We start from the raw sequence: 15269 nt of genomic DNA on the forward strand, positions 1-15269 counted from the left end.
TCATTCTTGAAAAAAGCCCCTCTACTCAGAGGGGCTAAAATATTAACCTAAAGCTTTTTCTGCGGCTTCTACCGTTTGACGAATCAAAGTGGTAATTGTCATCGGGCCAACACCGCCAGGTACAGGCGTATATGCAGAAGCAATTTCTTCAATGCCTACCAGTTGAATATCACCAACACCACCGCCATCACGAGGATGGAATCCAGCATCAACAACAACTGCACCTTGTTTAATCCAATCTTTTTGGATCAATTCTGCTTTACCTACAGCACCCACGATAATATCGGCTTGTTTAACAAACTCAGCAAGGTTCTGTGTACGTGAATGGCAAATCGTTACCGTTGCGTTCGCTTCCAATAACATAGCAGCCATTGGTTTACCTAAAATAGCTGAACGACCAACAACAACAGCATGTTTACCCGCGATTTCGATATTGTTTTCTTTTAAAATCGTCATGATACCTGCTGGTGTAGCAGAACCATAGGCTGCCTCACCCATTGCCATGCGACCATAACCAAGGCAAGTTACACCATCTACATCTTTTTCTAAAGAAATCGCATCGAAACACGCTCTTTCATCAATTTGTTCAGGTACTGGATGTTGAAGCAAAATGCCATGAACATCTGGATTGGCATTTAATTTTTCAATTTCAGCAAGTAATTGTTCTGTTGTGGTTTCTTTTGGAAGTTCTACTTTCAAAGAATCCATGCCCACACGACGACAAGCATTCCCCTTCATACGCACATAAGTTGCAGATGCGCCATCATCACCAACTAAGATTGTTGCCAAAATTGGGGTACGACCCGATTTTGCTTTTAATGCTTCTACACGTACCAACAAATCCGTTTCAATTTGTTTTGCCAATGCACGACCGTCTAAAACCAATGCCACAGCGCATCTCCAAAGTGGGTATGAATCAATTGTGTAAATAATACATGATAATTTCGCCAATATTCTTTTAGATGTTGTTTTTATGTGCATATTCGCTATAAACACTATTGTTTTTTTTCTAAAGATTGCTAATATGTGCATCACCAAGAGATGGCGGGGTGGCAGAGTGGTCATGCAGCGGACTGCAACTCCGTGTACGCCGGTTCGATTCCGACCTCCGCCTCCATTGGTAAAGCCCGAGTGGTGAAATCGGTAGACACAGGGGATTTAAAATCCCCCGCCCACAAAGCGTGCCAGTTCGAGTCTGGCCTCGGGCACCATCTTTCAACTAGTGTTTGATGGTGCAAATAAAAATCCAGCGTAAGCTGGTTTTTTTATGTCTAAAATTTAAAGAAATAAAAAGCCAAGTATTGAAACTTGGCTTTTTGCATTACCTAACTAAGCCACTTGCTGTGCTGTATTCACTGGCATAAGATTCGCATCTAGACTAAGTTGATGCTGTCTACTTTCATCAATCATATAAGTTGCTTGCTTAATAGAATCGACAAAATTCCATTGAGATTGTACTTGCGAATTATCAAATTGTACGACCAAGTAACCTCTTTGATTTAAATTACAATAATTTAGTTCATCAATTAATGTTTTAAATGCAAATTCAAACTGCTGTAATTGCGCCAAAGGAATATTGAGGTATTTTTCAAGTCCCGGTGAAGACACCGAACTCGTTGCCAACTCAACACCAACATATGCCCCATCTTTACTATATAAATTTGAAGACCAAGCGTTGTGCGTATCTCCTGCCAAAACAACAATTTTCTTTTTCAACTGCGCTAATGTACCGTACAAAATTTCACGTTCAGTGAAATAGCCATCCCAAGCATCTAAATTATAAGGTGCAGTGGTAAGGACTCGTGCTTTTTCTTGTTCTGTAAGTGTTGGATCATTATTTTGCAAACGAACTTTTAGTGTTACCAGCTCAGTAATTTGCGTATTCATTTTTGCAAGTGTGTCAGCACTTGGATTACCAGATGTAATTTCAGCCAAAGAAAGCAATAATTCAGCAGGAATAAACATTTTCGCCATTAAAATCTGCTGACCTAGCACATTCCATGTTGCAGTTGACTGTTGTAATTTTCCAAGCAACCAATCACGTTGTTCGAACCCCATTAAAGTACGCGCTGGGTTGGTGAGATCCGCTTGGAATTTAGTAATATCTAAGCCTATAGCTGTTAAATAATTTGCATAATCCAACTGTTCATCACGTGCAATAATACGTGTATCCAACATAGTAAGTTGAACAAGATTACCGAAATCGAATTGGCGATAGATTTTTACATGTTGATCATCAACAGGACGAATTGGCATCCACTCAAAATAGGCTTGTAGAGCTGCTAGTTTACGATCCAAGAAAGAACCTTCATTTTCTTGATGATTCTCCGCCCCATCTTTCCACGTATCATTCGCTAACTCATGGTCATCCCAAATCACAATAAATGGATGACGTTGATGAGCAGCTTGTAAGTCTTTATCTTTACGATACAGTGCATAACGTTTGCGGTAGTCATCTAATTTAATAATTTCTTTATTGTTATCCACTGGCAAAGTACGACCAAGTTTTTCGGCATCTTCAGTTGCATAACCATCAGCGCCATATTCATATATGTAGTCACCCAAATGAATAACCACATCTACATTTTGCTTTGCCATTTCACGATAAACGTAAAAATAACCCGCAGGATAATTGGAACATGAACAAACAGCAAAACTCACTTTAGTTGTTGTTGTTGGCAAAGTTTTGGTCTGTCCTACTGGAGAAATCTTTTCTCCAAAAATAAAACGGTAAAAATAACTTTGATCAGGAATGAGGCCTGTTGCATCCACCTTTACGGTAAAATCTTGTGATGCTGATGTTGTCACTTTATCTGTTTTAATGATTTGTTTAAACTCTTGATCTTTTGCAATTTCCCACGTCACTTGCAAACGTGCGCTCGCCTCATTCGGGGTTAAACGAGTCCATAAAATTACGCGATCTTGCAATGGATCACCACTTGCTACCCCATGTTCAAAATTCACCTGTAATGTTGATGATTCCTTGTCAGAACTATCATTACACCCCGTAATACCAACCGATAAAGATAATGCCCCAAAGCCAAATAAGCTGTTTTGAATGAGTGCCCGTCTCGAAATTTTTGCTGTCATTTGATAGCTACCTTCGTTTTATAACTATAAATGATTGAAATTACGCTGCTTAGATGAACTTTTGATCTCAGTTTGATGAAAGAATCATGAAAACCCCCTCATATCGCTCACTTTTCATCAGATAAATGCATGAATTGATTGAAAAGAAAGCAAATAACAAGTTTAACTCTTGCCAAGTTTTAAAGTGTCCTCTATTATTGCGCACATGCCCGAGTGGTGAAATCGGTAGACACAGGGGATTTAAAATCCCCCGCCCACAAAGCGTGCCAGTTCGAGTCTGGCCTCGGGCACCATCTTTCAACTAATGTTTGATGGTGCAAATAAAAATCCAGCGTAAGCTGGTTTTTTTATGCCTAAAATTCAAGAGAATAAAAAAACACCTTAATTCAAAAATAAACTAAGGTGCTGTATATAGATCAATAGACTACATCATTCAATACCAATAATTTTACCATTCGCATCATGATGAATGACTGTTACCTTCTGTTGGCGACCACTCTGAATCTGTTGCTCAGGCATTTCAAAATAACGTGCGTAATCGACCAGTCCTTTTTGAACGACATGCGTTTTATGAACACGCTTGGCTGGTAAAAATCCCCACAACAGCAATGCTACTGCACATGCAAATAAAGCCGTTGCACCATGCTCAACACCATTACTAAAAGCTGCCATTAGACGCTGCGCCAAATGCGTTTTCTGAAACTCAACTAACAACCAAATTAAAATAAATGGGCGCCATAATAATAACCATCCACCCCACATCATTGCAGTCGTCGTGGTAGAAGCATAACGCTTATGCCAAGGAAGCTGACGACGTAAATCAATAATCAAACTATTTGCTTTCATTGCTCTTTACTCAGCAAAATAAGTCTTTCGACTCAACGAATTCCACGATCTGGGCTAATCCAACGCGCTCGCTTCTCTTCACCACGTACTAACACCTTAGGAAAGGCGACAATCGTTGCCGTTATCGTAATTAACCAAAATACAAAGGGATACCAAATCATCCAATAGTAGTTTTTCCCCAAGTTCGGTTCATAACGACTATCCATCCATTTGCTTAAGGCAAACTGAATTAAACAGGTCGCCCCTAACAAAATGCCGCTACCATATGGTAAAAAAGGTGAACTCACAACAGCTAATGCAGGTATTGCCAATACAAAATGCAGCAGCCAAATTACAGCCATAATAAGCATCAAATATGACCAAATGAGTGTCAAACAAAGTTCAAACATCAAAGGCCATAAAAAATTTAATTTAGGAATAAAAAAACATCAATATTTTTTACGAGGACTTGTGCTCCCCCCATTGCCCAGCGTAGACGCTGTTTCCATAAGCCATTTAAGGTTTCTGGCATGAGTATCCAAACTAATGCATTCGGTTCAAATCGCACGTCCCAGCCTGCACGCTGTAATTTCCATGTGATATCAATATCTTCCGTCAACATATTTGGAGACCAATAGTCGACTTGATGTACTGCACTTTTACGGAATGCTGTTATCACACCTGATACCGTAAATAAACGCCCAAAAGTTCGTTGTGCACGCTTGATCATACCAACAATCGAAGAAAACTCCCCAACCTGAATCCGTCCTAATAAAGTTGATCGGGTACGTATACGTGGATTACCAGTGACTGCAGCAACCGTTGGATCTTCTAAGAAATGACGGATCATCCATTTGGCAGCATGCGGATCCAATAAAGCATCACCATCAATCCCAATTAGAAACTCAGCATCCGTCATCAAACTACCCGCCTGTAAGCCCATCGCCTTGCCTTGGTTTTGTGCTAAATGAACAACTCGTAGTTTTTCATATCGTGCTGCAAGCCGATCTAGGACCTCACCAGTATTGTCAGAACTACCGTCATTGATCGCAATGACCTCGAAGTTAGGATAGTCCAATTGCAAAGCATGACTGATGGTTTCTTCTGCATTGTCGCCTTCATTAAAGCAAGGAACTAATACGGCAACTTTTGGATACTCAGCCAAGGCCGCAGGTTGCTGATATGGTGGTTCCTGACGCTCCTTCCAGTAAAAAATAATTGCCCCCATCATCCATAGATAAGACATGAATAATGGGTAATAAAATACGAACTTGATGGCATGCGCCCACAATGATGCAATAATAGTCATTAAGTTGACTCCATTAAGGCACAAGCTGTGGTGATTTTAATGCGAAAGCCTTATGCATAATCTCTACATCAGGATGTCCTTTAATTGGATCATCTGGATAATAAGCAACATGCATAGCTCCTTGCTGATAAAGGGACTTGATGGTTTCAGCCATTTCTTCAGAAGGAACTTTTTGATCGTTACGCCAATTAATGGCTTGTAACTCCATCACCGTTTTCTTAATCCCATTAGGATATTTTTTGACGCGATTTAAAATATCGGTATAGAACTGATTTGGATTTTTTGACTGCTCCATATAAGGCATTGCCATAATCGCAGTAAAATCATAACGATTTAATGACTGTTCCAACGATTGTGCATACCAGTTTTCTGCATAAGGATTAAGTGCAACTTGTGCATATAGATTACGAGCAGTCAATAAATAAGGTTGATATTGACGAACCTCAGTGGCTAACTGCATTGCAAAATCATCTAAGTAATTTGTTTTGTAGGCAGTCCATTTTTGCAATTCTGCATCATTACTTCGTATTTCTGCTAAGTCGGTTGGTAAACCCTGCTTTGCGTAGGCAGCCAAAGCATCAGGGCTTGCATCTTCATAATCTGACAAGGTCACATCATCATGAAACAATAGACCATCAAACGGTGTTGATTTAGCTAAATCTTGGTAAATTTCTTTGATCGTTTGACGCGCGTCAGGAGAGAATGGACTAAGACGGATATATCCCATATTTAAATGTTCGCCAGTTTTGGCTTGTTGGGTTTCCACTAAATCCTTTGAGACAGTATCTGTTTTCGGTAATTCCCAAGCCAATAATGGCATCCACGCATATAAACGTTGCACTGGTGTACGGGTCTGAATTTGCCATGCAACACGATTGAACAAATCAGCACGCATTGGAATATGTCGATTTGGGAAATACACCATATCCGCAGAACCATTGGCATCAGGATCAGAAAAAGCTTGTAAATAAACAGTATTTACACCCATCGCGTTAATTCGATCGAGCAAATTTCCTAGATTACGTTCTTGTTGTTGAGGATCTGGATCATAAATGTAATCCAAATCGACATGCATAATCTTCTGCGGACGATTATTGTCATTTAAATTGAGTTCACGGTTTTTAATTTCTTGTGCCAATGCACTCGTCGACATATTTCCTTGTACAAGAATACGACTCATATTCTGCAACGATTGTTTTGCATGATCCGCACCGTCATCCAGCGTAATGGTTATCGGCATTCCCAACTGTTTGGCAGTTTGTACCAGTTGCATATTATAGCGACCATAAGGCCAAACCATGACACGCGGAGAACGAAGTCCATGTGATTTCAATAAATCATTGTTCTTTTTTAAATCTTGGAATATACGAGACTGATAGTGCTCGTCACTTTCATAGCTTTTGCTAGCAGAATCATAAATACGTGTAATCGCGGCAGGTTCTAAATTACCTTGAGGATTTCCAACAATCCCTTGATGTAGATGATAACTGTGGCTAGCGATTTCAACTAGCCCACTATTTTGCATCTCTTTAAGTTCTTTCCAACTTAAAATTTTAGCTCGTGAAATTGCTTCACCACCAAAGTCAACTTTCTGACTTTCTTTAGGCTCCAACCAAGAACCAACAACAGCAAGAACAACAGGAACTTTTTTTGCGCGGATAATAGGATATGCATTTTGATAAAATGATTGATAACCATCATCTACAGTCAGTAAAACAGGTTTATTCGGCAAGCTATATTTACCTTCATGCGCCTTTATAAGTTGATCAACATTGATAAAGTGATAGCCATTATTTTTTAACCAATCAAGATGTTCACTAAACTGTTGAGATGTGACCGCATAACTTGGAATCAAAGCATCTTTTCGATCAGTAATTTCATGGTATCCAATAATAGTTAATGCTGTCGCATCAATTTTAGGCGTTGCTGCTAAGAGAGTTGTATTTGCAGCAATGCCGACGACTAAACCTATAATCAATTTATAGGTCGACGATACGATACCTGTTGGCATAGGGATATTTTCTCAAAATTAGAAAATGATTGACCGCAAAACATGCCTTTGAATTTTACATTTTATTGGCAGGTAAAATTTATAGTACGTTAGCTGTCATTTAGGAAGGTATTTATAATTTTGAAAGCTGAAAACAATCTTAAAATTTAATGTGAAATTTTATATATTGATATGATTTTTTATTATAAAAAATACCCCCAATATTCAAAATATTAGGGGTATTTAAAATTAGTATTCAATGAGCTGAAAATTAGGGTCTTCTGCGCGATCTTGTAAATAACAACGCTCTTTACGATAGAAGTAACGATACAATCGATTTACCCAATCTCCTCGACGAAAAGTTTGGATCCGTTTGTTTACTCCATCATATTCGAGTAGCAAAACATTACCATCTTCTGGTGAAAGCAATGTAATTTTATAACTATACTCAGCGTGCGGATGCGAAGGACTTAATTCTTTTATAATTTCTACTTTGTTATCACCATCCATCCAATAGTGCTTATCTGTCAGAGCTTTTGAGTTGACCCAGAACCCTGTTTCTGCACCATCATAAGTATCGATCATAAAAAAATTATTTAGCTCTTTCAAAAGCTCTGACGCGGTAATATCCAAATAATCATTCATATCTACCTCTACTCACTCAATTTTTATCATTTGCTTTGATAAAGCATCATATTTTTGTAATTTACCTTATGAGATCAATAGATTAACCCCTCTATCAACCATCACTTTAAAGCAATTTTTTCCAAAAGGTAAATTTAAATCACATTTTTCAAGAAAAGTTTGATTCAGAAAACATAGCTCTTTTACTCAAAGATATACAGAACTGTCTATAGAATCAACAATTTTGTGCAGAATGTTGCAAATTTTTAAAATAAAAAAATCTTTATAATTCAAAACGATAGAATTTGTTAGAAAAAATGGTTTGTATATTTTTTGTACCCTACTAAAACACTCGTAATTAAACCGAAAAAACAGGCTTTTTTACGAGTGTTTGATCTTAAATTTTTATTATTGATCTCGGGTTTTTACATCAAATAATTCAATTTCAAAAATTAGATTTGAGTTGGCTGGAATAATTTTACCCATCTTACGTTCACCATAAGCCAAATGCGCTGGAACAATGAGTTTACGTTTTCCACCTACACGCATTCCCATGATTCCCTGATCCCAACCTTTAATAACTCGTCCAGTTCCAATTACAGTTTCAAAATAGTTGCCGCGATCAAGCGAGGAATCAAACTTTGTGCCATCCTCTAACCATCCTGTATAGTGAGTCGTAATCAAAGCACCTTTAACTGCTTCTTTTCCTTCACCGACTTTTAAATCAATAATTTCTAGTTCTGCACTCATTTCTCTCTCCAACTAACCTTAATGTGTTACTGTAACTTTTGCCACTGTATATCAACTTGGCCTTTATCACTAAGCAGCGTCCACTCACCATCCATAATATTGAGTTGGAGTTGCATCGTTCGCTCACATAATTGTTCAAGTGCTTCTGTTGTTTCAGGTGTAAGCTGCCAAACTTCAACATTACTTAACGTCTTGATCTTGGTATTTTTCTGCCACCAATCATTTGCCTGTGATCCATAGGTGACAATAGCGACTTGCTTACAACGTGCACTGGCTTTTTTAACTTTATCTTCAGATGGACACCCTACCTCAATCCATTTCTCAAGCAAGCCCGTTAAATCTTTTTGCCAAAGTGCTGGTTCATCAGTCTCGAATAAGTCCTTAGTGAATTCTAGACCTTCATCAGCATAACGTGCATAAGCAAGAATACGCACCATCAAACGCTCAATTGTTTCAGATGGATGCAAGGCAAGTGTTAACTGGTAATCTGCATAGATATGATCATCCATATTGGCGATGTTAATATCTGCTTTATATATCGTTGCTTTTAATGCCATTACAACTTTCCAAATCAGGGGAACATAAAATTTGGCGCTAAGCATACTCTATTTTTGGAAGAAGAATGAGATGATTCGATCTGGTTGTTTTATTCCGCTTCATTTAAACGACAAGCCAATAATTCCGTTTCAAACAACAACCAATCTTGATTTGATTGGCAAATAATCTCTACTCGATTATCAATGCTCTCTTCTACAGATTTATAATTAAACTGCTGCGGATTGAAGTTAAAACTTTTCCAACCTTGATCTGTATTAAAAATCCCTTTGATACGCACCCAATCTTGCTGCGCACAAAGCAAATCTAATAAATCATAAAACTTGAATTGCCAACGTTTGGGTAATTTCCAACCTGCCACCGTATAACCCTGTGACGTTTCAACATAATGGTATGGAAGTTGTTTTATGGCAGGTACATCTTCACTATTTGCCTGCATACTTTGTTGTTTTAATAAAGGTTGTATTTTCCGCTGTATAGGTTGCTGAATCATATCGAGCTGCTGAATATTTACAATACCATGATCAGCCTCAATCCAATGCCGCACATAGGTTTGATATTCTTGTTTCAACTCTAAATAGGCTTCTCTATCCTCATCACTCATACAATCTACATGAGAAATCACGACAATTTGTGCGGCTTTGAGCTGGTCGGTATATAAATTTTGTTCAACCCACGCTTGATCATGTAAACGACTACCGTCAACAACGATGACTAAAGCACGCATATCCAATGTCTTTTGCCAATGCAGCTCAGTTAACTGTTCTAATAATTGCGCTGGATGCCCCAATCCCGTTGGCTCTATAAATAAGCGATCAGGTTTACTTTCACTTAATAACCGAGATAGTGCAATTTGCATTGGAAGTTGACTACTGCAACAAAGACAACCACCTAATAGTTCTTTGACTGCATAGCCTGGCTGTTGAGAAATTAACTGTTGATCTACCCCTATTTGACCAAACTCATTCATTAATACCGCCCAAACTTCATTTTCTGGCTTTTGACTTAATAAATGTTGGAGCAGCGTTGTTTTTCCTGCACCAAGAAAACCAGAAATAATATGTGTAGGCACAGCACGAGAAGCAATCAGTTTCACATAGTTCTCAAAATGAATTTTTTCAAATATTTTATAGATAAAGTTTATAAAAATGCAGCTAATTTAACTTTCCAGCATGATAAAACACAAAACTCATTTTTATCACATTATGATAAATAGTTATCACTTATGATCTAATATTATTATCAATATTGATAAAACAATAGTTTTATACAATTCAGACAAAACGGATATTAATCATCGAATGTTCTAAACACGTAAAATTAGAGCTTATTTTTTGAGCTAAATTACATATTTTCATACATTTTATCATGCTTGATATGCTCATTTATTTACAATGCAGCAACATAAAGTTAATTATTATTTCATATTGTTAAGCTAGTCGTAAAAGATTGTTAAGGATATTGATGTAAAAAATATTGGCACTTAGCATTGACCTCATGCCGAAATGCGAGATTTTGCATACCGCAAATGAATCAAACTTCAGCTGTATTTCAAATGAAATTAAGGATGCCAAACATGAAACTTATTAAATCATTATTAGCTGCTTCATTAACTCTTGCTGCTGCATCAACTTTTGCCGCACCTCAACAAGCTCCAGAAACTGAAGAAAAAGTTGTAGTATCTACGCAAGAGCAACCAGAAACTCAAGGTCAAGCTGCTACTGATGCGACTGCAAGCGAAGCGCCTGCTTCAGCACCAACTGCAACAAACTAAATTAAACTAAAAGGTTCCTCCAGAACTTTTGAGCGCCATTGATTATGTTTATCGCATGATTAATGTTAAAGATCGAACCATGCTGCGGTTCGATCTTTTTATTTTGAAGTGATAAAAATACTTAAATCAGCACTGAGTTGATTTTTTGAAAATACTACATGAAGGCTGCTGTACTTCTTCTAAACGATGAACTTTACGCTGCTCTGCCGCTTCAAAGCGACAACGCTTCCAATCCGTATCTAAATTTAATGCTGGAACTTGTTTAGGTTGACGCTCCTCATCAACAGCAACCATAGTGAAATAGCACGTGTTGGTATGACGAATCGTTCGCTTTTGAATATTCTGCGCTTCAACTCGAATTCCGACTTCCATAGAAGTACGACCAACATGATTGACACTCGCTAAAAAAGTGACCAATTCACCAACATAAATTGGCTCTTTAAAATTTACTTTATCAACGGATAAAGTTACTACATAACTACCTGAATAACGACTCGCGCAAGCATATGCAACCTGATCGAGTAATTTTAAAATTGCTCCACCATGAACATTACCTGAGAAATTTGCCATATCTGGTGTCATTAAAACTGACATCGTCAATTCCGACTGATCATCAGGTGCTTGATTTAATTGGTCTAAAGGAGACATGAGTAAAACTCGTAAAATACGCAACCCCATTATTATGATGTATTAATTCATGTAAACATATGCAAAAATGATCAAATTACCATCAATTATTTTTATACTCTTCTTATTTAGTATTTCAAAATGATTACATCAAGGTCATTTTTATCTGATTTGTCATTCATTATAAAAATCACATTTCAGATAAAAATACCGATTATACAGAAACTTGAACATTAATTCGTTGTCTGTATCAAGCCAGTTATACCATTCACAATCATATCAATCGCAATCGTACCAATTAGCAAAGCAGATAAACGCCCAACAATATCAAAATAACGGTCGATATATTTGGCATGTTTATAACGTAAATGGTCATGAGCAAATTTCATTAAAATAAGAATGCTACACGTTAGTATCAAAGTCACTGCGATCACAGCCATTGCCCCAGTAAAGGGTACACTTATACCTGTTACAACAGCAGCACTGATTGTGCCTGGTCCAATCATAAATGGCATGGCAATTGTCCCAGCTAAATGTTCGGGAGCACCGCGCATTTCACCAATCGTTTCTGCGCCCTGAAAAACATAACGATAGCCAATCACCAAGAAAATCAATCCACCAAAAATTTGAAAAGACTCAAATCTAACATTTAGATAGCGACTAAAAATACTTTCCCCACCCCATGCAAATAAGACAAATACGACAAAGGCAATGAAACAGCCTTGTATTAAGGCTTTACTAAATACCTTTGCGTCAGTATTTCGAATCATCCCAATCATGTAAACACTCATTAGAAAGGGATTCAGTAATGAGAAAAATAGTGCAAATGCATGAATATATGTAGAAAACATAAACATCCTATTATTTGTTCAACTTTTTGATCATCTCGATTGAAATGATGCCCAACGATTCACCTTTAAGATTTTATCAATTGTCTGCATTTATTAGTTGCATTCTGAAGCTCATCATCTTTATCTAAACTTAAAGTCGCTCCTACGCCTAACAAGCTCATATATAGGTTTGCTTGCTGATAGTTAAGCTCTTTAACTTTAAACTTAGCACCTTGATCCGTATAAAGTACATCATCCACAAGCTTTACCTTATATGAAATCAGATCTTTGCGATCATCCATACATAATAAGCCTTTACCTTGTGGGTCGAGCTTTAGTACAGACCAACTCTCACCAACTTTTCCAGACCAACTCCCTGAAAATGACAATCGAGTTGTAGCGAGATTATTAAATTGTGTAGGTGTCATTGTAGTTATAGAAGTACATCCAGCTAAAGTCATTAATAAAACACTTGTTAAAAAGAATTTCTGCACAAGCAACTCCTAACGACATCTAAACAAATAATTTTTACATATTCGTTATGTTCAAATTTACATAGGATGTATTTAAGTAGTATTTGAAATGTAAACTTGAAGGATAAATATTCTTTTATTTTTCTGATCATTAAGATGCAAATTTTTTCTGATTCAAAAAATAAAAAGCCTTTGTTTTCACAAAGGCTTTTTAAGTATTTGGCGGAAGCGGTGAGATTCGAACTCACGGAGGACTCACACCCTCGTCGGTTTTCAAGACCGGTGCATTAAACCGCTCTGCCACGCTTCCAATGGCGGCTATCATATAAATAAAAATTCAACTTGGCAAATCTTTTATTTAAAAAACTACACCGAACGCTCAAAATAAAATCAAAAGTTGCTAATTTGATGAATCTTCGTGCTTTTCATATCGAATTGAATTGATATACCAAAGTTTTTTTCCTAATGGCGTATGAACTTCGACCTCATCATCGACTTGTTTACTGAGTAAAGCTTTAGCCATTGGAGACTCAATTGAGATATGCTGTGGATGATGGTCATAAATTTCATCAACTCCAACAATTCTGAGTGTTTTCTGCTCACCCTGATCATTTTCTATTTCAACCCAAGCCCCAAAATATACTTTTCCGTCCTGTTCGGGCACATAATCGACAATTTTTAATTCTTCTAAGCGCTTACCTAGATATCTAACACGTCGATCAATTTTCCTAAGCAATTGTTTATTATACTGATAATCTGCATTTTCCGATCGATCACCTAAACTTGCTGCCCAATTTACTTTTTTGGTAATTTCAGGTCGCTCGTCATGCCAAAGTTTTTTTAGCTCAGCAACTAATAAATCATGTCCAGTGCGAGTAATTAAATTCGATTTCATAGTTAAAAATACGCTAATACAACATTTTACTTACAAGTTTTTGCATTGTATTCCTTATTTAACCATCGCTAAAGTGTATAAATTTTATTCTTTTTCAAATCAGATGTTTGTGATGTATTTCTCTCTTTTTTATTGTTCAAAATTTGACAATCACTTTTTTGACGCTTATTATGCGCCCCTAAGTTAGTTTTTGTTTATTTTTTATACTTTTTGTAAATGTTGTGAAACATTTACATTGCGTCCCTTTAACTCAATGTCATTTTGAATGACGTTCATGACTTGCCCACCCCTTATTGAATTTATCAACTTTAAAAAGCTAAAGCCGTGTTTTGCTGAGCTTTTAGGGCATAAATTACCTGTAGCGGAGACAACATGCACAGTAATTCAAGTTCTGGGTCTAGGCCTAGCCTTAACTCTTTATCTTCCAAACGTCCATTTCAAGCTTTAGCCTTAGGTGTTGCGATTCTACCTTTTAATAGCTTGAATGCAGAAAAATCGCATCAATACAACACTGTTGTAAACACAAATGTTTTAACTGTCGTTGCAGTTGAAAATCCAACCACAGTTTTTAAAGAAGGTCAGTTCTTACATGGTTTTGGTTATGACTTAGCACGTAACTACGCACAAAGCCTGAATGTAAAACTTGATTTTAAAACCGTACCTGATAATGCCACCGCATTAAAATGGGTAGCACAAGGTAAAGCAAATCTTGCGATGACTACAGCGAACCTTGCTTCGATTGAGGCTAAACAGCTTGTTTCATTTTCAGCGAGTTGTGGCGATCAAGGTACTTTAAGTAAAAATGGTTTAAATCCTCAATTGAATTGGGTCTTTAAACAAGCAGATGATCCTCTTACTTTAACAGCAAGTGGTTTTGTTTGCCAAAGTAAGCAAGCTGGTACTACACAACAGTTAGCATCTTTTTATAATCGAAATGTGGTAAAACCAGAGTCATGGTCAACGATTCAGAAAGATTTAAATCAGCGTTTACCGATCTATAAAGCCAGCTTTAAGCAAAGTGCTGCAAAGTATGATTTAGATTGGCATCTCTTAGCCGCGATTGGTTATCAAGAGTCTTATCTAAAACCTACATCGGTGTCTCCCACGGGTGTACGAGGCCTAATGATGCTAACGAGCGGTACTGCTCGAGCAATGGGTGTGACTAATCGTACTGATCCGGTACAGAGTATCCAAGGTGGTGCTAAGTATTATGATTTGATGTTAGATCAATACGATGACATCCCTTTTCCAGATCGTAACTGGTATGCCCTAGTCGCTTATAATATGGGGCCTGGTGCAGTGAACCAGATTCAGAAACGTATCAAAGCACAAGGTAAAGATCCAAAACAATGGGTTAACCTGTATGACTATTTAGAGCGTAACAAAGCACGCAATGGTCGTTACAAGCAAGCTTTACAATATGTCACGCGTATCCGTACTTATTTAGAGCACATGAAAACCAATAATCGTATTGAGGTCTAACCCAATAGGCATAAAAAAAAGCTACTACTTAGTTAGTACGTTTTA

Annotated in this window: 14 protein-coding genes, 4 tRNA genes and 1 pseudogene; 5 read left to right on the forward strand and 14 right to left on the reverse strand. The window is 37.3% G+C overall.

What is annotated here, in order from left to right; all coding sequences use genetic code 11:
* Positions 1–42 precede the first annotated feature (42 nt).
* The gene (gene folD, locus ACT4_RS09635) at positions 43–891 is read right to left on the reverse strand and encodes a bifunctional methylenetetrahydrofolate dehydrogenase/methenyltetrahydrofolate cyclohydrolase FolD (protein WP_004878340.1); all 849 of its coding nucleotides are present in this window, start codon (positions 889–891) and stop codon (positions 43–45) included.
* A 152-nt stretch (positions 892–1043) separates the two neighbouring features.
* Here folD and ACT4_RS09640 point away from each other — a divergent pair.
* Together ACT4_RS09640 and ACT4_RS09645 are read left to right on the forward strand one after the other, a co-directional pair.
* A tRNA-Cys gene (locus tag ACT4_RS09640) sits at positions 1044–1117 on the forward strand.
* Positions 1118–1125: 8 nt separating this feature from the next.
* Positions 1126–1211, forward strand: a tRNA-Leu gene (locus tag ACT4_RS09645).
* Positions 1212–1329: 118 nt separating this feature from the next.
* On the opposite strand, the gene ACT4_RS09650 is transcribed toward ACT4_RS09645, so the two are convergent.
* Positions 1330–3090: an alkaline phosphatase gene (locus ACT4_RS09650; RefSeq protein ID WP_007481749.1), complete on the reverse strand. Its 1761-nt coding sequence runs from the start codon at positions 3088–3090 to the stop codon at positions 1330–1332.
* Positions 3091–3297: 207 nt separating this feature from the next.
* Between ACT4_RS09650 and ACT4_RS09655 the strand changes: the two genes are divergently transcribed.
* Positions 3298–3383 (forward strand) — tRNA-Leu (locus ACT4_RS09655).
* A 136-nt stretch (positions 3384–3519) separates the two neighbouring features.
* On the opposite strand, the gene pgaD is transcribed toward ACT4_RS09655, so the two are convergent.
* From pgaD to ACT4_RS09690, 7 genes and pseudogenes are all read right to left on the reverse strand, one after another.
* The gene (gene pgaD / locus ACT4_RS09660; RefSeq protein ID WP_007481751.1) at positions 3520–3936 is read right to left on the reverse strand and encodes a poly-beta-1,6-N-acetyl-D-glucosamine biosynthesis protein PgaD; all 417 of its coding nucleotides are present in this window, start codon (positions 3934–3936) and stop codon (positions 3520–3522) included.
* A 32-nt stretch (positions 3937–3968) separates the two neighbouring features.
* Positions 3969–5224: pseudogene (pgaC, locus tag ACT4_RS09665) on the reverse strand (poly-beta-1,6-N-acetyl-D-glucosamine synthase).
* Positions 5225–5237: 13 nt separating this feature from the next.
* Positions 5238–7235, reverse strand: a complete 1998-nt coding sequence (pgaB, locus tag ACT4_RS09670; protein ID WP_007481756.1) for a poly-beta-1,6-N-acetyl-D-glucosamine N-deacetylase PgaB — start codon at positions 7233–7235, stop codon at positions 5238–5240.
* Positions 7236–7463: 228 nt separating this feature from the next.
* The gene (locus ACT4_RS09675; protein ID WP_004878335.1) at positions 7464–7859 is read right to left on the reverse strand and encodes a hypothetical protein; all 396 of its coding nucleotides are present in this window, start codon (positions 7857–7859) and stop codon (positions 7464–7466) included.
* 387 nt (positions 7860–8246) lie between these two features.
* Positions 8247–8588 carry an FKBP-type peptidyl-prolyl cis-trans isomerase gene (locus tag ACT4_RS09680; protein ID WP_004878334.1) on the reverse strand — a complete coding sequence of 114 codons (342 nt, stop codon included), beginning with the start codon at positions 8586–8588 and terminating at the stop codon, positions 8247–8249.
* Between the two features lie 26 nt (positions 8589–8614).
* A complete protein-coding gene (locus tag ACT4_RS09685; RefSeq protein ID WP_004878333.1) occupies positions 8615–9145 on the reverse strand; it encodes a YaeQ family protein in 531 nt (176 codons plus the stop codon).
* Positions 9146–9234: 89 nt separating this feature from the next.
* Positions 9235–10239 (reverse strand): GTP-binding protein, encoded by a 1005-nt coding sequence (locus tag ACT4_RS09690; protein WP_007481758.1) that lies wholly within the window; start codon positions 10237–10239, stop codon positions 9235–9237.
* Positions 10240–10719: 480 nt separating this feature from the next.
* On the opposite strand from ACT4_RS09690, the gene ACT4_RS09695 reads away from it, so the two are divergent.
* Positions 10720–10917: a hypothetical protein gene (locus ACT4_RS09695; protein WP_007481760.1), complete on the forward strand. Its 198-nt coding sequence runs from the start codon at positions 10720–10722 to the stop codon at positions 10915–10917.
* 126 nt (positions 10918–11043) lie between these two features.
* Here ACT4_RS09695 and ACT4_RS09700 read toward each other — a convergent pair whose 3' ends face one another.
* The 5 genes from ACT4_RS09700 to greB all read right to left on the reverse strand — a co-directional run bounded on the left by ACT4_RS09700 (position 11044) and on the right by greB (position 13742).
* Positions 11044–11565 (reverse strand): acyl-CoA thioesterase, encoded by a 522-nt coding sequence (locus tag ACT4_RS09700; RefSeq protein WP_004878330.1) that lies wholly within the window; start codon positions 11563–11565, stop codon positions 11044–11046.
* Positions 11566–11777: 212 nt separating this feature from the next.
* A complete protein-coding gene (locus ACT4_RS09705; protein ID WP_034604863.1) occupies positions 11778–12395 on the reverse strand; it encodes a MarC family protein in 618 nt (205 codons plus the stop codon).
* Between the two features lie 65 nt (positions 12396–12460).
* The gene (locus ACT4_RS09710) at positions 12461–12868 is read right to left on the reverse strand and encodes a J517_1871 family lipoprotein (RefSeq protein ID WP_007481764.1); all 408 of its coding nucleotides are present in this window, start codon (positions 12866–12868) and stop codon (positions 12461–12463) included.
* A gap of 199 nt (positions 12869–13067) precedes the next feature.
* Positions 13068–13157: transfer RNA gene (locus tag ACT4_RS09715), tRNA-Ser, on the reverse strand.
* 90 nt (positions 13158–13247) lie between these two features.
* Entirely contained in the window at positions 13248–13742 is a 495-nt protein-coding gene (gene greB / locus ACT4_RS09720) for a transcription elongation factor GreB (RefSeq protein ID WP_007481766.1), read from the reverse strand.
* 372 nt (positions 13743–14114) lie between these two features.
* Here greB and ACT4_RS09725 point away from each other — a divergent pair, with 372 nt between their 5' ends.
* On the forward strand, positions 14115–15224 hold the full coding sequence (locus ACT4_RS09725; protein ID WP_007481767.1) for a transglycosylase SLT domain-containing protein: 1110 nt from the start codon (positions 14115–14117) through the stop codon (positions 15222–15224).
* The last annotated feature ends 45 nt before the right edge of the window (positions 15225–15269 follow it).

Origin of the sequence: Acinetobacter sp. NBRC 100985 (assembly GCF_000241225.1) — a bacterium.
GTDB classification, from domain to species: domain Bacteria; phylum Pseudomonadota; class Gammaproteobacteria; order Pseudomonadales; family Moraxellaceae; genus Acinetobacter; species Acinetobacter venetianus.